This window comes from Curtobacterium sp. MCLR17_043, from assembly GCF_003224215.1.
Classification (GTDB): Bacteria; Actinomycetota; Actinomycetes; order Actinomycetales; family Microbacteriaceae; genus Curtobacterium; species Curtobacterium flaccumfaciens.
Genome location: NZ_QKLH01000014.1, coordinates 1 through 17917, shown reverse-complemented (window position 1 = coordinate 17917; position 17917 = coordinate 1). Strand labels below are relative to the sequence as shown.

General features: G+C 72.2%; 20 protein-coding genes. 7 read left to right on the top strand and 13 right to left on the bottom strand.

Translation table 11 applies throughout. The annotated features are described in order from the left end of the window. Nucleotides 1-30 precede the first annotated feature (30 nt). Nucleotides 31-618, top strand: coding sequence for a TetR/AcrR family transcriptional regulator (locus DEJ03_RS13630; protein ID WP_051596480.1), 588 nt, complete (start codon nucleotides 31-33; stop codon nucleotides 616-618). A 185-nt stretch (nucleotides 619-803) separates the two neighbouring features. On the opposite strand, the gene DEJ03_RS13625 is transcribed toward DEJ03_RS13630, so the two are convergent. The 10 genes from DEJ03_RS13625 to DEJ03_RS13580 all read right to left on the bottom strand — a co-directional run bounded on the left by DEJ03_RS13625 (nucleotide 804) and on the right by DEJ03_RS13580 (nucleotide 10677). Further along, nucleotides 804-1304, bottom strand: coding sequence for a flavin reductase family protein (locus DEJ03_RS13625; RefSeq protein WP_110865006.1), 501 nt, complete (start codon nucleotides 1302-1304; stop codon nucleotides 804-806). 14 nt (nucleotides 1305-1318) lie between these two features. Further along, entirely contained in the window at nucleotides 1319-3040 is a 1722-nt protein-coding gene (locus tag DEJ03_RS13620) for an MDR family MFS transporter (RefSeq protein WP_258370823.1), read from the bottom strand. 1 nt (nucleotide 3041) lies between these two features. Then, nucleotides 3042-4376 (bottom strand): NtaA/DmoA family FMN-dependent monooxygenase, encoded by a 1335-nt coding sequence (locus DEJ03_RS13615; protein WP_110865060.1) that lies wholly within the window; start codon nucleotides 4374-4376, stop codon nucleotides 3042-3044. Next, nucleotides 4373-5110: a cysteine hydrolase family protein gene (locus DEJ03_RS13610; RefSeq protein ID WP_258370822.1), complete on the bottom strand. Its 738-nt coding sequence runs from the start codon at nucleotides 5108-5110 to the stop codon at nucleotides 4373-4375. The genes DEJ03_RS13615 and DEJ03_RS13610 overlap by 4 nt, the downstream gene beginning before the upstream one ends. Beyond that, nucleotides 5107-6171 (bottom strand): LLM class flavin-dependent oxidoreductase, encoded by a 1065-nt coding sequence (locus DEJ03_RS13605; RefSeq protein WP_110865005.1) that lies wholly within the window; start codon nucleotides 6169-6171, stop codon nucleotides 5107-5109. Before DEJ03_RS13605 ends, DEJ03_RS13610 begins: the two co-directional genes overlap by 4 nt. Before the next feature lie 48 nt (nucleotides 6172-6219). After that, nucleotides 6220-7362: an ABC transporter substrate-binding protein gene (locus tag DEJ03_RS13600; RefSeq protein WP_110865004.1), complete on the bottom strand. Its 1143-nt coding sequence runs from the start codon at nucleotides 7360-7362 to the stop codon at nucleotides 6220-6222. Nucleotides 7363-7510: 148 nt separating this feature from the next. Further along, complete coding sequence (locus DEJ03_RS13595; protein WP_110865058.1) at nucleotides 7511-8359, bottom strand: ABC transporter permease; 849 nt, start codon at nucleotides 8357-8359, stop codon at nucleotides 7511-7513. A 13-nt stretch (nucleotides 8360-8372) separates the two neighbouring features. Continuing rightward, the gene (locus DEJ03_RS13590; protein WP_110865057.1) at nucleotides 8373-9200 is read right to left on the bottom strand and encodes an ABC transporter ATP-binding protein; all 828 of its coding nucleotides are present in this window, start codon (nucleotides 9198-9200) and stop codon (nucleotides 8373-8375) included. Nucleotides 9201-9374: 174 nt separating this feature from the next. Next, nucleotides 9375-9788 (bottom strand): hypothetical protein, encoded by a 414-nt coding sequence (locus DEJ03_RS13585; RefSeq protein ID WP_110865056.1) that lies wholly within the window; start codon nucleotides 9786-9788, stop codon nucleotides 9375-9377. A gap of 130 nt (nucleotides 9789-9918) precedes the next feature. Next, nucleotides 9919-10677 (bottom strand): SDR family NAD(P)-dependent oxidoreductase, encoded by a 759-nt coding sequence (locus DEJ03_RS13580; protein WP_110865003.1) that lies wholly within the window; start codon nucleotides 10675-10677, stop codon nucleotides 9919-9921. 69 nt (nucleotides 10678-10746) lie between these two features. Here DEJ03_RS13580 and DEJ03_RS13575 point away from each other — a divergent pair, with 69 nt between their 5' ends. Both DEJ03_RS13575 and DEJ03_RS13570 read left to right on the top strand, forming a co-directional pair. Continuing rightward, complete coding sequence (locus DEJ03_RS13575; RefSeq protein ID WP_027464431.1) at nucleotides 10747-11325, top strand: TetR family transcriptional regulator; 579 nt, start codon at nucleotides 10747-10749, stop codon at nucleotides 11323-11325. A 48-nt stretch (nucleotides 11326-11373) separates the two neighbouring features. Continuing rightward, nucleotides 11374-11784, top strand: coding sequence for a VOC family protein (locus DEJ03_RS13570; RefSeq protein ID WP_110865002.1), 411 nt, complete (start codon nucleotides 11374-11376; stop codon nucleotides 11782-11784). A gap of 19 nt (nucleotides 11785-11803) precedes the next feature. Here DEJ03_RS13570 and DEJ03_RS13565 read toward each other — a convergent pair whose 3' ends face one another. After that, entirely contained in the window at nucleotides 11804-12073 is a 270-nt protein-coding gene (locus DEJ03_RS13565) for a hypothetical protein (protein ID WP_071245932.1), read from the bottom strand. 94 nt (nucleotides 12074-12167) lie between these two features. Here DEJ03_RS13565 and DEJ03_RS13560 point away from each other — a divergent pair, with 94 nt between their 5' ends. After that, on the top strand, nucleotides 12168-13043 hold the full coding sequence (locus DEJ03_RS13560; RefSeq protein WP_110865055.1) for a DUF808 domain-containing protein: 876 nt from the start codon (nucleotides 12168-12170) through the stop codon (nucleotides 13041-13043). Between the two features lie 491 nt (nucleotides 13044-13534). Here DEJ03_RS13560 and DEJ03_RS13555 read toward each other — a convergent pair whose 3' ends face one another. Next, nucleotides 13535-14416: an SDR family oxidoreductase gene (locus DEJ03_RS13555; protein ID WP_110865001.1), complete on the bottom strand. Its 882-nt coding sequence runs from the start codon at nucleotides 14414-14416 to the stop codon at nucleotides 13535-13537. Between the two features lie 85 nt (nucleotides 14417-14501). On the opposite strand from DEJ03_RS13555, the gene DEJ03_RS13550 reads away from it, so the two are divergent. The 3 genes from DEJ03_RS13550 (at nucleotide 14502) to DEJ03_RS13540 (ending at nucleotide 17065) form a co-directional block, all read left to right on the top strand. After that, nucleotides 14502-15080 (top strand): TetR/AcrR family transcriptional regulator, encoded by a 579-nt coding sequence (locus DEJ03_RS13550; protein WP_110865000.1) that lies wholly within the window; start codon nucleotides 14502-14504, stop codon nucleotides 15078-15080. Nucleotides 15081-15171: 91 nt separating this feature from the next. Then, on the top strand, nucleotides 15172-15606 hold the full coding sequence (locus tag DEJ03_RS13545) for a VOC family protein (protein WP_110864999.1): 435 nt from the start codon (nucleotides 15172-15174) through the stop codon (nucleotides 15604-15606). 61 nt (nucleotides 15607-15667) lie between these two features. Continuing rightward, entirely contained in the window at nucleotides 15668-17065 is a 1398-nt protein-coding gene (locus DEJ03_RS13540) for an FAD-binding oxidoreductase (protein ID WP_110864998.1), read from the top strand. A 120-nt stretch (nucleotides 17066-17185) separates the two neighbouring features. On the opposite strand, the gene DEJ03_RS13535 is transcribed toward DEJ03_RS13540, so the two are convergent. After that, complete coding sequence (locus tag DEJ03_RS13535) at nucleotides 17186-17581, bottom strand: hypothetical protein (RefSeq protein WP_071405987.1); 396 nt, start codon at nucleotides 17579-17581, stop codon at nucleotides 17186-17188. Between the last annotated feature and the right edge of the window lie 336 nt (nucleotides 17582-17917).

Here is a 17917-nt window from a genome sequence, read left to right as displayed (position 1 = left end):
CCCACACACACCAACCCACCAGGAGTCCACGTGATCACCACCCCGGCAGCGGCTGCGGCAACGGAGCCGTGCACGCTGCGTGAACGGAAGAAGCAGCAGACCCGGCAGGCACTGCACGACGCAGCGCTCACGCTGGTGTCCGCGCACGGGCTCGACGGCGTCACGGTCGAGCAGATCTGCGCCGACGCCGACGTCTCCCCCCGCACCTTCTTCAACTACTTCTCGTCGAAGGCGCACGCGGCGCTCGGGCTCGACTCGGTCGAGGTCCCGGAGCGCTCAGCGGCCTGGTTCGCCGAGGCCGACGGTGCCCTGGTCGACGACCTGTGCGCCCTGGTCGCGGCCACCGTCCCGCTCTCGCAGGACCGCCGTCGCATGAAGGAGCTGCTCGTGCTCCGGCCGGAGATGTCCTCGATGGTGATGCAGTGGATGGCCGAGTCGCGCCAGTCCCTGCTCAGCGTCGTCGGCACCCGCACGGACGCACAGACAGCCCGCACCGCGGTGACCCTGGTGATGTCGGCGCTCAGCGAGGTGGCGCACCGCGAGACCGTGCGGAGCAACGACGAGCTCGCGGACCGGCTCCGTGCCGTCGTGCGCGAGATGGCGGCGCTCGTCTCCTGAGGCGGGGGTAGCGGGGCCCTTCGGGCGTACCTGGTCGAATCGGGCGTACCTGGCAGGAACTTCCTGCCAGGTACGCCCGATTCCGCTTTCCAGCGCACGTGCTCTGGGAAGGAACCGCGCGTCGTCGACGCGAGCGAAGGGCGGACGGGAGGCCCGTGGCGGCGTCGCCACGGGCCTCCCGTCCGTCAGGTGGAGACGCCCTGACGCCGCCGCGCCGGCCGGTGCCACACGAGTGCCTCACGCGAGCGGTCGCGGGCGAACCGGAGCACCCGCAGCACGACGATGTCGTGGTCGCCCGCCCGGTGGGTGGCCTCGACGACGCACTCGAGCCACGAGTGCGCGCCGTCGAGCAGGATCGCTCCCCCGGCCGTCTCGACCGTCCCCACGCCGTCGAGCCGACGCCCGCGGTCACGCGACGCCAGCTGCGCGGTGTGCGCGGCGTGCTCGTGGCCGAGGACGGAGACCCCGATGACCGGCGCCGCGGCGAGGTCGGGCCAGGTGGTCGAGGAGTGCTGCACGGCGAACGTCACCAGCGGCGGGTCGTACGAGACCCCGACTGTGAAGGACGTCGCGACCATCACCACCGGGACGCCCGTGACGCGGGCGGCGATCGCCACGACGACCGAGGGCACCTCGGCGATCGCCTCGCGGATGTCGAGCGGGTCGTCGGTGAACTCGTCGTGCATGGTGGGTCCCTCGTTCAGGAGCGGGCGAGAAGTGTCCGGGCGCGGTGCTCGTCGGCACGCATGGCGGCGACGAGGGCGTCCGGACCGGGGAACGTGCGCTGCCGGCGGATGCGCCGGCCGACCGTGAGCTCGACGGCCGTGCCGTACAGGTCGCCGTCGAAGTCGAGCACGTGGATCTCGACGGTGCGCGGCCGGTCGGCGAAGGTGCTGTTGCTGCCGACCGAGACCAGGGCCTCGCGGGCGGTGGGCCAGGTCGCCGCCGTGAGCCAGCCGACGTAGACCCCGTCCGCCGGCACGGACCGGACGACGTCGGCGTCGGGCAGCAGGTTGGCGGTGGGGAACCCCAGGCCGTGTCCGACCCCGGCGCCGTGGACCACGGCACCGGTGAGCACGGTGCCCGCTCGACGGGGCGCGGGCAGGGACCGTGCCGCCACCACAGCGACGACCGCGACCAGCGCGAGGACGCCGAGTGCGACGGCGTCGGTCGCGGTGGCCAGCAGGACCGCGGTGACGGTGCTGCCGAGCACGGCGCCGAGCTGCTTGACGGTGTTGAAGGTGCTCGAGGCCGCCCCGATCGTGCTCGGGCCGGCGGCGAGCACGGCGGCGAGCGAGAACGGCGACCAGACGAAGGCGTTCGCGACCCCGAAGCCGGTGAAGGCGCTCGCGACCGCCCAGAGCGGCGCACCGGTGCCGATCAGCAGGGCGGTGACGGCGACGGACACGACCAGCAGGACCGCGCCGACGGTGGCCGTCGCCCGGGGGCCCGCGGTGTTCGTCATGCGTCCGACGAAGGGCGCTGCGGCCAGGCACGCGATGCCCATCGGCACGAGCACCAGTGCGGCTGCTCCCGCACCGAGGCCCCGCTCGGTCTGCAGGGCGAGCATCAGCGGGATCGGCGCGGACCCGACGCAGAACGACGCCGCGGTCGCGCCCCACGAGCCGGTGACGAAGCCTCGGTCCCGGAACAGCCCGAGGGGGACGAGCGCCCGGTCGCCGGCCCGACGCTGCACCGTGAGGACCACCGCGACGACCCCCGCACCGAGCACCACCAGGGCGGCTCGGGGCAGCGGGGCGGCGAGCAACCCCGCTCCGGTCCCCTGCACGCCGACGACGACCGCGAGGACCCCGGCCGTCACCCCGGTGACCGCGAGCACGGGCAGCGGGACGACGATGCGCGGGGACACCGGCACGAACCGGAGCACCGCGATCGCCGTGACGACCCCGACCGGCACGTTGACGAGGAACACCGACGGCCATCCCCACGTCTCGACGAGCAGTCCGCCCACGATCGGTCCGGCGACCGTGGCAGCCCCGCCACCGGCGCTCCACACGGCGAGCGCGACGGCCAGCCGCGGCGGGTCGAACAGCGACCGGATGACGGTCAGGCACTGCGGGGTCAGCAGCGCCGCACCGAGCCCCTGGACCGCTCGCCAGGCGACGAGCGCACCGATGCCCGGTGCCGCCGCGCAGCCGACGGACGCGATCGTGAAGACCGCGAGCCCGACCATGTAGACGCGGCGGTGCCCGAACCGGTCACCGAGCCGTCCGGCCACGAGCAGCGGCACCGCGAAGGCGAACAGGTAGGCGCTGTTGACCCACACGGACGTCGACGCGTCAGACCCGAGGTCGCGCCCGACGTCGGGCAGTGCGACGGACACGATCGTGCTGTCGAGCAGCAGCATGAAGAAGCCGAGGCAGAGCCCGCCGAGCGCGAGCCACCGACGGGCCGGGGTCACCTCACACCGCCAGGTTCTCGCGGAGCGTGGTGCCCGGGTACCGCGGTGCGAGGGCCCCGCGGTCGCGGAGCTCCGGCACGAGCAGCTCGCTCAGGTCGGCGAACCCGGACGGCATGCCGAGGGGGCTGGAGAGCATGTAGCCACCGCGGCCTCCCGTGGCGGCGAAGTTCTCCTGCAGTGCGTCGGCCACCGTGGCGGCGTCACCGACGAGCATGTGGTCGAGCCCGGTCGCGGCCCGCCAGCCGTGCTCGAAGAAGTCGTCACGGTCCATCGTGTGGTCCGCGCCGAACTCCGCGACCAGGCTGCCGACCAGGCCTGCCGGGCTCGCCTGCGCGGCGACGATCTCGTCGCGCAGTTCGCCGAGCCGGAACGACGCCGGCAGGGTCGAGAAGTCGTACCCGGCGTTGTGCGAGATGAAGGTGCCCACCGCCTCGCGGTTCCAGAACGACAGCAGGGAGTCCCGACGGGTGACGGCCTCGGCCTCGGTGGTACCGACGATCGCCTGGGTGGCCCAGAGGATCCCGACGCCGGCGGGGTCACGGCCGGCTTCGGTGAGCGCCGCGTCGAGGGCGTCGCGGTGCCGGAGCTGCCCGGTGACGCTCGCGCCGAACCCGAACACCAGGTCGGCGAACGACGCACTCGCGGCGATGCCGCGCGGCGAGTTGCCGGCCTGCACCACCACGGGGTGCCGCTGCGGGCTGGGCACGCTCGCCAGGGGCCCGCGCACCTTGAAGAACCGTCCGTCGTGGTCGATGGGGTGCACCCCGGCGGGGTCGGCGAACCGGCCGGTCGCACGGTCGCGGACGATGGCGTCCGGTGCGACGGAGTCCCAGAGCGCACGGCAGACGCCGATGAACTCCTCCATCCGCTCGTACCGCAGGTCGTGGTCGACGAGGTGGTCGGACCCGTAGTTCGCGGCGTCCGCACCCCGTGACGAGGCCACGACGTTGAACGCCATCCGGCCGCCGGTGACGTGGTCGAGCGAGTTGAGCAGTCGGGCGATCGAGAAGGGGTGGGTGAACGTGGACGAGTAGGTGAGCCCGAAGCCGATGTGCTCGGTGACCGTGGACATCGCGGCGATCACCGGTGCCATGTCCTGCCGGGGCCACTGGATTCCCCACTCGACGGCCGGGTCGATGCTGCCGCGCCAGGTGCTCGGCACGCCGGAGCCGTCGCCGAAGAACAGCATGTCGACGCCGGCGCGTTCGGCGGTCCGCGCCACCTCCATGTACATCCGCACGTCGGGGAAGTCCTGGCCGACCCAGCTGCCTGCTGCCGCCCACCGCCCCTCGGTGTGGGTGAAGGACAGGTCGTAGGCCAGGTGCATGCCGGTCATCGGGCGCCCACCGTCTCGGTCGGCACCGCTGCGCGCCACAGCGCCACGGCGTCGTCGGCGTCGGTCACGACGCCGACGTTCAGGCCGATCATCGTCAGCGCGGCCTCGTGCACGTCGGTGTCGTACGCGGCAGTGGCGTCCCGCGGGACCACCACGGGCCAGCCGAGCTGCATCGCGTCCTGTGCGGTGGCGAGCACGCAGCACTCGGTCGTGAGTCCCACGACGGTGACCCAGCCGATCCCGGCGGAGGTGAGCCGGGCCTCCAGGTCGGTGCCCAGGAACCCGCTGTAGCCGCGCTTCACGACGCGCGTCTCGCCGGACGCGGGCGCCGTGCGGAACCACTCTGCACCCTCGGTGCCGATGCGGCAGGGCTCGTCGTCGGGCATCGGTCCGTCGAGGGCACCACCGCGCAGCCAGGTGCTCGAGCGCCACGGTCGAGCCGGGTCGCTGCCGAGCTCGACCCAGACGACGGGGACGCCGGAGGAGCGGGCCTCGTCGACCAGGGTACCGATGCGGGTGACCGCGGCGTCGACGGCGGCCGACGCACGGTCGTCGAGTCCGTACGGGGCGATGCGCGCCGGCTCCCCGAAGTCGCGCTGCACGTCCACGACGACGAGCGCGGGGCGGAGCGCGGTGCCGGGTACGGGGCGCAGCGCGGCGTCGGCTGCCGCCGGCGGCGCGGTGCCGAGCAGGCGGTCCAGCCGCGTGTCGCGGCCCTCCGTCGCCCCGGTCACCGGAGCACCGCCGCGTCGTGCTGCCGGAGGGCCGGCAGGACCGTCTCGCCGAACAGCACCATGTCCTGGTCGTACTCGGGGAAGATCAGCATCAGACCGTCGAGCTCGCCCTGGTCGACGATGTACTCGATGTGCTCGGTGACGGTGTCCGCCGCACCCGCGACGTACGCCGTCTGGAACGCGTCCTCGCCGACCGCGCTGTCCGCCCAGGCACGCGCCTGCGCGGCGGGGACGCCCCACGACGACCGCATCGAGGCCAGTGCCTCGCGGTCGACGCCCACGCCCCACTCGCGCACCTTGCGCTGTGCGGCGGCGTCGGTCTCGCCCTGCACGACGGTGAGCATCGAGTAGGTCTTGCACTCCCGCCCCTCGGCGGCCGCGCGGTCGTGCACGTCACGCGACAGGTCGCGCATCTCGTCCAGGCTGTCAGCGGCGAGGAACGCACCGTCGGCGTGCTTCGCCTGGAACGCCCGGGCCGCCTCGGACTTGCCGGCGCTGATGATCGTCGGACGGGCCGACGGGTGCGGACGCGACTCGCAGCCGTCGAGGTCGAAGTACGGCGTGTGCATGGTGACGCTGTCCTCGGTCCACAGGCGCGTGACGGCCTCGGTCCAGAGCTCGGTCATCCGGTACCGGTCGGCGTGGTTGAGCGCCGCGTCCCAGATCCCGAACTGCTCGAACTCCGCCGCGTAGGCACCGTTCACGATGTTCATGCCGGCACGGCCGCCGGAGACGTCCTGCAGGGTGGTGTACATCTTCGCCGCGACGGCGGGGTTGTGGACGTTGGCGTGCATCGTCGCCCAGATCTTCACCCGCTCGGTGGCCTCGGCGATGCCGGCCATCATCGTCATCGACTCCAGGGACCGGCCCCAGTGGTCGGTGGTGCCGCCGAAGCCGCGCCACTTCGCCATCGACATCACGAAGTCCAGGCCGATCGCCTCGGCGTGCAAAGCCGCGCGCTTGTTCCAGGCGTAGGTCGCCTCGGGGTGGGGTGCGGTGGTGGAGAGCATCCACCCGCCGTTGCCGATCGGGAGGAAGATCCCGTACTCCTTCGCGGGCATCTCACGCCGCCTCTCTGGTCGTTGCGGAACACTCGGTCACGACGGGGCTCACGGTGCCGGCCACACCGTCTCGCCGTCCTTCGTGACGGCGTCGACGTACTCGTTCGTGAACCAGGCCTTCGCGTCGGCACCGGTCACGGAGGGCTTCACGATGCCGAACTGGTGCAGCATGTCGACGAGCTTCGACACGTTCTCCATGTCGATGCCGCCGAGCGGCTGCTCTAGCGTGGGGTTGTCCGCGATGACCTTCGTCTCGGTGGTCCAGATCTTCGCGTTCTGGGCTTCGTCGTAGGTCGCGCCGGAGAGCTTCGCTGCGTAGCCGACGCACTGCTTCGTCTTCGCCGCGCTCGCGGAGCAGAAGTCGTAGGCGTGCAGGGCTGCGCGCAGGACGTCCTCGACGGCGGTCGGGTGCGCCTTCGCGAACGCCGGGTTCACGGCCATCGCGCCGATCGACGAGGGGATGCCGTAGTCGACGGGCTGCCAGACCTTGACGTCGTCACCGGCGGCCTGCAGCAGGTTCGGCTCGTTCGACACGAAGCCGGTCAGCGCCTCGAGCCCGTTCTGCTTCCGGGGCAGGACCGAGGGGTCGTAGCCCTCCTTCACCAGCGTCAGGGAGTCCCAGTCGACACCGGCCTTGACCATCATCGCCTGGACGGACGCGGGCACGTACCCCTTGTGCCCGACGACCTTGCCGTCGAGCTGCTTCAGGTCCGTGACGTCGTCGCCGTTGGTCATCAGGATGTCGAGCCCGGCGTTCGAGTAGGACGAGATGCCGGTGATGTCGATGCCGTTCGCCCGGGCCTGGATGAGGTCCTGCTCGGCGACCGCGGACACCGTGGCCTGGCCGCTGGCGAGGAGCTTGGTGTTCTGCGCGGTGTCGCCGGAGCCGGGCTTCAGGGTGACGTCGAGGCAGAGGTCCTTGAAGTAGCCGAGCTCGTCCGCCGCGATGTACTCGAGGATCGACGCCGACGACTGGTACTGGTAGCCGGACAGGTACGTGATCGTGCCGGCGTCCTTGTTCTCCTTGCACCGCTCGGACGAGATCGCGCTGCCCTCGGCCGATGCGCTGCCGGCGCTCGAGCCGGTGCTGCAGCCGGTGAGGGCGAGGGCGACGGCGGCGGTGGCGAGGGCCGCGACGGCGGCCTTGGTGCGGTGCTGCTTGCTGCGGGGCTGCGTGGTGCTGTGCTGCATGGTCACTCCTGTGGGAAGGGATGGGTGGTGCAGGGCGGGTGCGGGTGATGGGACGGGTCGCCGGGGGCCGGCCTGGAGGCGCGGCTGACGTCGAGCGGGCGGGCTCGCTCCGGCGGGTGGTGCGGTCGGGCCGCGGGGCGGCCGCGGGTCAGTCGTTCGCGCTGCGGTGCCAGTGCAGGACGCGTCGCTCGACGAGCGTGATGAGGCCGAGCAGCGCCACGCCCATCACGGCGAGGATCGCGATGGCCGCGTAGACGACGGCGAGCTGGTTCATCGACGACGCCGTGCTGATCACGGTGCCGAGACCGCCGGTCGACCCGGACGCCGACAGCTCCGCGACGACCGCGCCGATGATGGACAGCGGGAACACGATCCGCAGTGCGGCGAAGACGAACGGCAGGGCGTTCGGGATCCGCAGGTGCACGAGCATCTCGAACCGGGACGCGTCGATCGTCCGGTACACCTGCAGCACGGGCTGCGGCACGGACCGCAGTCCGGCGGCGGTGTTGATCAGGATCGGGAAGAAGCAGATCAGGGCCGTGATCACGAGCTTCGGCAACGGCCCGAACCCGAACGCCACGACGAGTGCCGGGGCGATGGCGACGAGCGGGGTCACGTTGAGGACGATCGCGATCGGCATGACCGCCCGGCGGACGATCGGCAGTTCGCTCGTCAGCACCGCGAGCACGAAGGCCGCCAGGAACCCGATCGCCAAGCCCACGAGTGACTCGGCCAGGGTGATGCCGGCGTTCTGCAGGTAGTAGGGCAGCTGCGTCGCCAGGGTCTCCCCCACCGCGGGCAGCGGCGGCAGCAGGTACGGCATCGCGGACGCCCCGAGCTGCCAGAGCACCGCCAGGACGGCGAGCATGACGACGAGGGGCAGCCAGACGACGGGCCGGAGCCAGCCGGGCACGGGCCGACGGGTGCTGCGCCGTTCGGCTTCAGCCGTGGTGCCGGTCGCGGTGACGGTGGACGCCGAGGTGGAGGTCGCGCTCATGGTCCCGTCCTCCTCAGGCCGCATCGGTCGTGCGCCAGGCGCTGTGCAGTCGAGTCCGGACGAGGTCCTCGTACTCGTGGAACCGCCGTTCCTCGAACAGGCGCTGGTTCCGCGGGCGGGGCAGGTCGATGTCGATCACGTCGACGATGCGGCCGGGGCGCGGGGCCATCACGACCACGGTGTCGGACATCCGGACCGCTTCGGACACCGAGTGCGTGACGAACAGCACCGTGGTGCGCAGTTCGTCCCACAGGTCGAGCAGCTGGTCCTGCAGGCTCTCGCGGGTGAACTCATCGAGCGCCGAGAACGGCTCGTCCATCAGCAGGACGTCGGGCCGCAGCCCGAAGGCCCGCACGATCGCGGCGCGCTGCTGCATCCCGCCGGACAGCTGGGCGGGCAGCTTGTCCATCGCCTCGCCGAGTCCCGCCATCCGCAGCAGCTCCCGCATGTCCGGGCCGGCTCCGGTGGTGCGTTCCTCGAGGTCCCCGATGGCCGCTCGGCGACGCCCGGCTCCGGGGTTCACCCGGGCGGCGAGCGAGACGTTCTGCAGCACGGTCAGCCACGGCAGGAGCGCGGGGGCCTGCGGCACGAGTCCGATGAGCTTGGCGGCGCAGGCCTGGGCCGGCGTGACGCCGTGCACCCGGACGTCGCCGCGGTCAGCCGGTTCGAGCCCGGCGACCAGGCGGAGCAGTGTCGACTTGCCGCAGCCGCTCGGGCCGATCAGCGAGACGAACCGTCCGGGTTCGATCGTCAGCTCCACGTCGTCGAGGGCCACCATCGCACTCGCGCCGCTGCCGTACACCTTGCGCACCGCGTCCACGCGGACCGCTGATGTGCTCATCCGTTCCTCCATACCGTCGGCGAGCACGCAGGCTCGGTCTCGTATGGCGGAGAGCGTGCGTCGCGAGCTCGGGTTCGTCTGCGACGCGGAAATCCGCTGCTGGTGACGAGGTTAGGACGCCCGTGTTACGGAGCCGGACCACATGTGTTGCGAACGTGTGAACGGGTGCGGAGCTCAGCGCGACGAGGGCGCTGCGGTGGTTCCGTCCCACACGAGCACCTCGACGCCCAGGTCGGCGGCGGCGACCGAGACCCACCCGGCGAGTGCCCGAGCAGCGGGTTCGGCCACGACGAGCACCGCTCGTTCGACCCCGGGCACCGAACGGCGCAGCCACAGGAGCTTGAACAGGTCCGCCATCACCTTGTTGCGCCACGCGGGCTTGTAGGCGCCCTGGTTCGCGACGAGCTGCACGACCACCCGGTCGGCGTCGTCGATGCCCTCGACCTCGACCCGGGCGCGGTCGAGCACGACCGTCCGGGGCCGCAGGACGACACCGAGTGCGGTGCCGGCGTGCTCGAGCATCCGGCGTTCGACGGAGTCGGGGGCGAACCGGCCCCACTCGGAGCGCTCGGCGGAGACCTCGGTCATGTCGGCAGTGTAGGCGGGCGACACCGCGGCGTACGCCGTCGTGTCTGCCCGACGCCGCGAAGTCGTCGAGACGCCCCCGTTTCCGGAGGCGTCTCGACGTGACGACGGCGTCTCGTGCCGCAGCAACGGGTCAGACCACGGACCAGCCACCGTCGCTCGGCAGCACCGCACCGTTGACGTTCGCCGAGTCGTCGCTCAGCAGCCAGGTGATGGCGGCGGCGAGCTGCTCGGGCTGGGCGACCGGCGGGATGGTGGTCTGCATGATGGGACCGACCCGGCGGGCCGCGTACTCGCTGCGCATCGGCGCCTCGATGTTCGTGGCGACCGCACCCGGCGCCACGGCGTTCGCCCGGATGCCCTGCGGCCCGTGGAAGAACGCGACGCTCTTGGTGTACCCGGCGATGGCGTGCTTCGACGAGGTGTAGGCAGCACCGGCGGCCGAGGCCTTCAACGCGGCCTCGGACGCGACGTTCACGACCGATCCCTTGCCGGCGGCGATCATCAGCGGCAGCACCGCCCGGGTCAGGCGCATCGGGCCGGTGACGTTGACGCTGAAGACACGCTCCCAGGTGGCGTCGTCGACCTCGTCCGGCGGCAGGAACGCGTCCATGATGCCGGCGACGTTGGCGAGCCCGTCCACCCGGTCGCCGGCGGCGGCGATGAGTGCGTCGATGGTCTCCCTCGCGGCGACGTCGCCGACGACGGTCTCCACTGCGAGGCCCTCGAGCTCCGTGCGCAGTGCATCGAGCCGATCAGCCACGACGTCGGTCGCGATGACGCGGCCGCCCTCGTTCGCGATGCGTGTCGCCGTGGCGCGTCCGATGCCGGAACCCGCTCCGGTGACGATGATGGTCCTGCCGGTGAACCGTCCGGCGGTGGTGTCGGTCATGTCGTCTCCTCAATGAGAGGCGCTCGCTGCGCCACACCCGGTTATAGCACTCAGTGCCGAAAGGTCTCCATGAGCTCGACGAACGACCGTCCGACGGGGCGCCCGCGCACCATCGACCCCGACGCCGTGTCCCTCGTCGCACTCCGGCTGTTCGACGACCAGGGCTTCGACGCGGTGTCGATGGACGACGTCGCCGCGGCGGCCGGGGTGAGCCGTCGGTCGCTCTTCCGGTTGTTCCCGAACAAGGCGGCGCTGGTGTGGGGCGGTCTCGACGAGTTCGCCGCACGGTTCCGCGAGGCCCTGCGGTCACGGCCGGCCGACGAACCCTCGGCGGTGGCGCTCCGGGCGGCCTACCGGATCGGAGCGACGTTCCCGGACGACGCCGTCGAGGTCACCCGACACCGGCTCCGGGTCATCCGCGCGAACCCGTCGCTCGAGCACGTCGGCGCTGCCACGGTCACGGCCCTGACCGACGAGATCCTGCGGTACGTGGCCGAGCGGGACGGGGTCACCGCCGACGACCTCGCCGTCGCCGTGCGCGCCCACACGCTGGCCGCCGCCGCGAGCGCCGCACTCACCTGGTGGGCACTGCACGGCGACGGCCGTCCGGAGGACGTCCTGGAGCGGGCACTCGCGCTGCTCGACTGACGAGCCCCGGGGTTCCCGCACGCCGCACTCCGGAGTACCTTGCCGGGCATGCACACGACCGGACCCGCGCCGTACTTCCAGTTCGCCGGCACCGCCAGGCAGGCCCTCGAGCACTGGCAGCGGGTGTTCGGCGGCGACGTGCAGATCGCGACCTACGCGGACTTCTCCCGCACGGACGGCCCGGCCGACGCCGTCGCGCACGGCCAGCTCACCGGCGAGCTGCAGCTGTTCGCCGCGGACGCGAGCGAGGGCGACACCCCGTTCGCGGCGACCGGGCTGCTCTTCTCACTGCTCGGCGCTGCGGAACCGGACGTCCTGCGTCGGTGGTTCGACCAACTCGCCGAGGGCGGCACGGTGATCGACCCACTGCAGCAGCGCCCGTGGGGCGACTGGGACGGCACCGTCCGCGACGCGCACGGGGTCACCTGGCTGATCGGGTTCGAGGACTCGGCGCGCTGACTCCCACGCGCTGCAGCGCCTACTGCTGGTCGGACGGGAGCAGCGGTGCCCAGAAGGCGTCGGGACCGTCGGCCTGCACGGCGTCGCGCTCGAACCGGAACCCGTAGTCGCGCACGAAGTCGAGGGCCGCGGCCTGCTCGTCCTCGGCGTCGTCGTGGTCCGCGTCGAACAGGTACACGCCGTGCCCCATCGCGACACCGGCGTCGCTGATGACGGAGAGGTCCCAGCGCCCCTGCTCGGAACGCTCGATCCGGACGACGGCGGCCTGGGATGCGGTGAAGTCAGCCATGCCGCGAGCCTACGGACGCCCCGCGGCTGGCGTTCAGGATGCTCCGCGGCCACTACGCTGTGCACGGTCACAGGTCAGACGAGTGGAGAACGCATTGTCAGTCGGATTGCTCGCCGTGGTGGACGACATCCTCTCCGCAGCCCTCAAGGCCAGCGCGAAGACCGCCGGGGTCGTCATCGACGACGCCGCCGTCACGCCCCAGTACGTGCAGGGCCTCGAGCCCGCTCGTGAACTCCCCGTCGTCGGGCGCATCGCCCTCGGCAGCCTGTTCAACAAGTTCATCATCATCATCCCGCTGGCGTTGCTGCTCACGGCGTTCGCACCCGGGGTGCTGCCGTGGCTGCTGCTGCTCGGCGGCACGTACCTGTGCTTCGAGGGCGCCGAGAAGGTCACCGAGTGGTTCGGTGTCCACCACGAGGGCGGGTCCGACGAGGCCGTCACCGAACCGAAGCTCGTCTTCGGCGCCATCCGCACCGACCTCATCCTGAGCACCGAGATCATGCTCATCGCGCTGGCGGGCCTCGACCCCGACCTGGGGCTCTGGCCGACGCTCGGCGCCCTGATCGTGATCGGTCTGGTCATGACGGCCGTCGTCTACGGCGCCGTGGCACTGCTCGTGAAGGTCGACGACATCGGCCTGCAGATGATGAAGAACTCCGTCCGCCGCACCCGCCGGATCGGTGCCCGCATCGTCCGTGCGATGCCGATGGTCTTCCGGGTCATCAGCGTCATCGGCACGGTCGCGATGCTCTGGGTCGGCGGACACCTGGTCATCGCGAACCTCGCCGAGACCTTCTGGCACGGACCGTACGACCTGCTGCACGTGATCGAGCACGCGCTCGAGGCCGCAGGCCCCGTCGTCGTCTGGATCGCCGACACGGCCGTGTCGGCCGTGGCCGGCCTCGCGCTGGGCATGGTCGTCGTCGGCATCGTGCTCGGCATCGGCCGCCTGCGCGGCACGCAGCACTGACGCGGCTGCACGGCGCACCGTGCGCAACGCCGACCGGTGCGCGCCTGACCGCCCCGTGACGCGCCACAGGCGCGCACCACGCCATCAACGCCGCACCGCATCGCGCACGCCGCACCGTGCACTGGCAGCGCCCACCGCACAGCCAGGAGGCCCGGGGCGGCCCGGCACCGCACCTCCCGACCGGCGCACCGTGCGCGCAACGCCGACCGGTGCGCGCCTGACCGCCCCGTGACGCGCCACAGGCGCGCACCACGCCATCAACGCCGCACCGCATCGCGCACGCCGCACCGTGCACTGGCAGCGCCCACCGCACAGCCAGGAGGCCCGGGGCGGCCCGGCACCGCACCTCCCGACCGGCGCACCGTGCGCGCAACGCCGACCGGTGCGCGCCTGACCGCCCCGTGACGCGCCACAGGCGCGCACCACGCCATCAACGCCGCACCGCATCGCGCACGCCGCACCGTGCACGCTCAGCGCTCACCGCTCAGCGCTCAGCGCTGCACGTTCTCCAGGTCCTCGAGCAGGCTCGGGTGGGTCGGGGCCCAGCCGAGCGCGTCGCGCGTGTGGGCACTCGACGCAGGCTGGTCCATCGCGAAGATCGGCGCGAACGCGCCGAACGTCTCGTCGGCCACCCGCTCGACCGGCAGGCCGAGCCGACGCCCGATGACCTCGGCCAGGGCACGCACCCGGTCCCCCTCGTCGGCGACCGCGTGCCAGACGGTCCCTGCCGGAGCACCTTCGAGCGCGAGCCGGAACAGCACCGCGGCGTCCGCGGCGTGCACGGCGGGCCACCGCTGCTCACCGTCGCCGGGGTAGCCCGCCACCCCTGCCTGTCGGGCCGTCTCCGTCAGGATGCCGGCGAACCCGCCCGTGCCGTCCGCATGCACGGTGCGCGGCAGCCGGATCGCCGAGACCCGGACGCCCCGTGCCGCCAGGTCGAGGGCGGCGAGGACGGATCGGGCTCGACCCGCGACCGGCCCCTCGAGCGGGAGCGGGTCGGTCTCGACCGAGGCCCGGCCGGGCTCCCACGGCGTGCCGGAGACGACGACGAACGGGCGGGCGGTGCCGACGAGTGCCTCGCCGAGTGCGGCCATGGCGGCGCCTTCCTCGGCGATCCCCCGCTCGAGCGCTTCGGCTGAACTGAAGTCGTTCGAGAACGCGAGGCTGATGACCCCGTCGGCCGCGCGTGCGCCCTCGCGCAGCACGTCGAGGTCGGTGAGCGCACCGCGGGCGGGGGTCGCCCCCGCGGCGACGAGGGCAACGGCCGACCGGTCCGACCGGGCCAGGGCCGTGACGGCGTGCCCGGCGGTGATGAGTTCGGTGACGACGGCGGTGCCGATGGTGCCGGTGCCGCCGGTGACGAAGACGTGCATGGGTGCTCCTCAGAAGTGATGGGACTTTTGTACCATCACCGTACACCCGTGATGGGACAATTGTCCCGTCGCGTATGATCGTCCCATGGTGCGATGGGAACCCGGGGCCCGGGAACGACTGGTCCTGGCCGCGGTCGACCTGTTCTCCGAGCAGGGCTACGACGAGACGACCGTCGCGCAGATCACCGAGCGCGCCGGTGTCACCAAGAGCACGTTCTTCCGGCACTTCCCGGACAAGCGCGAACTGCTCGTCGCCGGGCAGGAGACCCTGAGCCGGCTGCTCGCCGAGGGCATCACCGACGCACCGGCCGACGCCACCCCGCTCGACGCCGTCGCCGCGGGTCTGGAACGGGCCTCGGACGAGATGGGACCGCTGAACCGCGAGCTCGGACCACGACTGCGAGCGGCCGTCGCCGCCAGCGCCGAGCTGCAGGAGCGCGACGCCCTGAAGAGCGTCGGGATGGCCGCGGCCATGACCGACGCCCTGGTCGGCCGCGGTGTCCCCGACGCGCCCGCTCGACTGGCCGCCGAGATGGGTGTCCTCGCCTTCAAGCAGGGCTTCGAGCGGTGGTCGGGTGTGGGGCGCGCCGACGACGACCGACTGGCCGACCACGCCACGGCCGCGCTCGCCGAGCTCCGAGCCGCCGCCACCCAGCTCGGCTGAGCCGACGCGGGCGGACGCGGGGCGGACGCCGGGCGGACGCGGGGCGAACGCCGGGCGGACGCCGGTCGCGCATCGTCGTATCCTCGGCGCCATGGCAACGGTGCGACAGGTCCAGGTGACGTTCGACTGCGCCGAGCCGGAGCGTGTCGCCCGGTTCTGGTGCGAGGTCCTCGGCTACGTGGTGCCGCCACCCCCACCGGGGTTCGCCGACTGGGACGCGTTCGACCGGTCGCTGCCGCCGGAGCACCAGGGCTCGGCCTTCGCGTGCGTCGACCCGACCGGTGCCGGCCCCCGCCTGTTCTTCCAGCGCGTCCCCGAGGGCAAGACGGTCAAGAACCGCGTGCACCTGGACGTCCGGGTCGGCACGGGGATGACCGGTGCCGAACGGCTCGCGGCCCTCGACGCCGAGAGCGCCCGACTGGTCGGGCTCGGCGCCACCCAGGTCCGTCGGATGACGGCGGACCAGGTGAACGAGTCGTGCATCGTCCTGCAGGACGTCGAGGGCAACGAGTTCTGCCTGGACTGACCGGCGTATCGTCGACGGACCCGGCCCGCACCGCCGCGCCACGGAAGGACCCCCACCCCGCATGACCGTCACCGCCGCATCCGCCACCGCAGCCGACGCCACCGCCCTCGAACACCTGCTGGGGTCCGACCAGGTCCTCCGCGACCCGGAGTCCCTCGAGCGCTACCGCCACGACGACGCCGAGTGGGCCGACTCCACGGCACCGCTCGCCGTGGTCCTGGCACGCAGCCCCGACGACGTCGTCACCGCCGTCCGCTGGGCAGCCGCCGCCGGTCTCCGGGTCGTCCCCCGCGGTGCCGGCACCGGTCTGTCCGGCGGCGCCAACGCGATGGCCGACTCGATCGTCGTGTCGCTCGAGCGGATGAACCGGGTGCTCGAGGTGAACACCGACGAGCGCTACGCGGTCACCGAACCCGGCGTCATCAACGACGCACTCCGCGCCGCGGTCGCCGAGCACGGCCTCTGGTACCCGCCGGACCCCGCGAGCTCGGCGATCTCGACGATCGGCGGCAACGTCGCGACGAACGCCGGCGGCATCTGCTGCGTCAAGTACGGGGTCACCCGCGACTACGTCCTCGGCATGACCGTCGTGCTGGCCGACGGATCGGTGGTCGAACTCGGCCGCCGGACGGCGAAGGGCGTCGCCGGGTACGACCTCACGGGGCTGATGGTCGGTTCCGAGGGCACGCTCGGCATCGTCGTGTCGGTCACCGTGCAGCTGCTCCCCCTGGCCGGCCGTGACGAACGGGCGGTGATCGGGTACTTCCCCTCGCTGACCGCCGCGGGCGACGCCGTGGCCGCGATCTCGCGCGCGGGCATCATCCCCGCAGCACTCGAGATCGTCGACCGCACCTGCCTGCGCGCCGTCGACGACTGGATGCACCTCGGGCTGCCGGCGGACGTCGACACCCTGCTGCTCGCGCGGGTCGACGAGCGCGGTGCCGCCGGGGACGCGATCGCCGACCACGTCGCGGACGTCTTCGCCGAGGCCGGCGGCACGGACGTCGAGCGGGCCACCGACCCCGGGGACATCGACCGGCTGTTCCAGGCCCGCCGACTCGCCTACCCGGCGCTCGAACGGCTCGGCCCGGTGCTGACCGAGGACATCTGCGTGCCGCGGAGCGCGGTGCCCGAGATGCTCCGGCGGATCCAGGTGACCGCGGACGCACAGGACGTCACGATCGCCAACATCGCGCACGCCGGCGACGGCAACCTGCACCCGCTGATCATCGCGCCCGAGGGCGACGACGCCGCGAAGGCCCGCGCGAAGACCGCGTTCGACCAGATCGTGGCGGACTGCCTGGCGCTCGGCGGGACGGTGACCGGTGAGCACGGCGTCGGGCTGCTCAAGCTGCCGGGCCTGCGCGTCGAGCTCGGCGACCGCGTGCTCGCGATGCACCGCTCCGTGAAGGACGCGCTCGACCCGGCGGGGACCCTGAACCCGGGCAAGGCGTTCTGACCCGAGCGGACGACGGACGGGAGGCCCGGTGCCAGCTGGCACCGGGCCTCCCGTCCGTCAGGTGGTCGCGTTCAGCGACCGGTGTGCGTCACGCAGGAGCGCATCCGCACGCACGCCCGCTCAGTGGCGACGGAAGTACCCGTTCGCGCCGCCGACGTACATCAGGATCGTCGCGATGAGCACCGCGATGCCACCGATGAACCCGAAGGCGTTGCCACCCGAGGCCGCGCCGACGCCGACGCCGATGAGCTGCAGGACCGCGAGGACCGTCAGCACGATGCGGGCCCAGTTGCGGCCGTCGCGCATCTTGAAGACGATGATGAGCTCGATCACGGCGAGGATGAACGCGAAGATCGCGCCGCCGACGAGCGGGGCGGTGCCGACACTGTCAGCGACGTCGGCGGAGGAGCCCGACGTGAGGTTGATGATGCCCTGCAGGATGTTCGCCAGGACCACCACCAGCCAGATGACGAACGCGACGGTGACGGACGTGGGACGACTGGACGTCGATGCCATGGGGAGTGCCTTTCTCGATGGACCACGTTCAGCGGCCTCCCAGAGAACGTACTTGCGGGCGTGACCGCTGTCCGGATGAGCCCGAAGGTCACAGAGCGGTAACGACGGCAGATCCGTCCAAACCCTTCGCCGCAGGGTGCCGAATCACCTGCAACGACCGGGAAACACCCGGAGCGCTCACCAGCCGCACATCGCTGGTTCTCCACCCCGCCAAGGGTGTGTTCGGCGCGCACACAGCAGCCGCGCCGAGCGCGACAACAGCAAAGGACTGATCACGATGCGTAAGAGCCTCAAGACCTCCATCACCCTCGCCACGACCGGCGCCCTCGTCCTCGG

What these genes read in the sequence shown, in the direction of transcription:
- DEJ03_RS13625 (WP_110865006.1), bottom strand. Translation starts at nt 1,304, where the DNA reads ATGCACGACGAGTTCACCGACGACCCGCTCGACATCCGCGAGGCGATC.
- DEJ03_RS13615 (WP_110865060.1), bottom strand. Translation starts at nt 4,376, where the DNA reads ATGACCGGCATGCACCTGGCCTACGACCTGTCCTTCACCCACACCGAG.
- DEJ03_RS13605 (WP_110865005.1), bottom strand. Translation starts at nt 6,171, where the DNA reads ATGCCCGCGAAGGAGTACGGGATCTTCCTCCCGATCGGCAACGGCGGG.
- DEJ03_RS13600 (WP_110865004.1), bottom strand. Translation starts at nt 7,362, where the DNA reads ATGCAGCACAGCACCACGCAGCCCCGCAGCAAGCAGCACCGCACCAAG.
- DEJ03_RS13595 (WP_110865058.1), bottom strand. Translation starts at nt 8,359, where the DNA reads ATGAGCGCGACCTCCACCTCGGCGTCCACCGTCACCGCGACCGGCACC.
- DEJ03_RS13590 (WP_110865057.1), bottom strand. Translation starts at nt 9,200, where the DNA reads ATGAGCACATCAGCGGTCCGCGTGGACGCGGTGCGCAAGGTGTACGGC.
- DEJ03_RS13585 (WP_110865056.1), bottom strand. Translation starts at nt 9,788, where the DNA reads ATGACCGAGGTCTCCGCCGAGCGCTCCGAGTGGGGCCGGTTCGCCCCC.
- DEJ03_RS13580 (WP_110865003.1), bottom strand. Translation starts at nt 10,677, where the DNA reads ATGACCGACACCACCGCCGGACGGTTCACCGGCAGGACCATCATCGTC.
- DEJ03_RS13575 (WP_027464431.1), top strand. Translation starts at nt 10,747, where the DNA reads ATGAGCTCGACGAACGACCGTCCGACGGGGCGCCCGCGCACCATCGAC.
- DEJ03_RS13570 (WP_110865002.1), top strand. Translation starts at nt 11,374, where the DNA reads ATGCACACGACCGGACCCGCGCCGTACTTCCAGTTCGCCGGCACCGCC.
- DEJ03_RS13565 (WP_071245932.1), bottom strand. Translation starts at nt 12,073, where the DNA reads ATGGCTGACTTCACCGCATCCCAGGCCGCCGTCGTCCGGATCGAGCGT.
- DEJ03_RS13555 (WP_110865001.1), bottom strand. Translation starts at nt 14,416, where the DNA reads ATGCACGTCTTCGTCACCGGCGGCACCGGCACCATCGGCACCGCCGTC.
- DEJ03_RS13550 (WP_110865000.1), top strand. Translation starts at nt 14,502, where the DNA reads ATGGTGCGATGGGAACCCGGGGCCCGGGAACGACTGGTCCTGGCCGCG.
- DEJ03_RS13545 (WP_110864999.1), top strand. Translation starts at nt 15,172, where the DNA reads ATGGCAACGGTGCGACAGGTCCAGGTGACGTTCGACTGCGCCGAGCCG.
- DEJ03_RS13540 (WP_110864998.1), top strand. Translation starts at nt 15,668, where the DNA reads ATGACCGTCACCGCCGCATCCGCCACCGCAGCCGACGCCACCGCCCTC.
- DEJ03_RS13535 (WP_071405987.1), bottom strand. Translation starts at nt 17,581, where the DNA reads ATGGCATCGACGTCCAGTCGTCCCACGTCCGTCACCGTCGCGTTCGTC.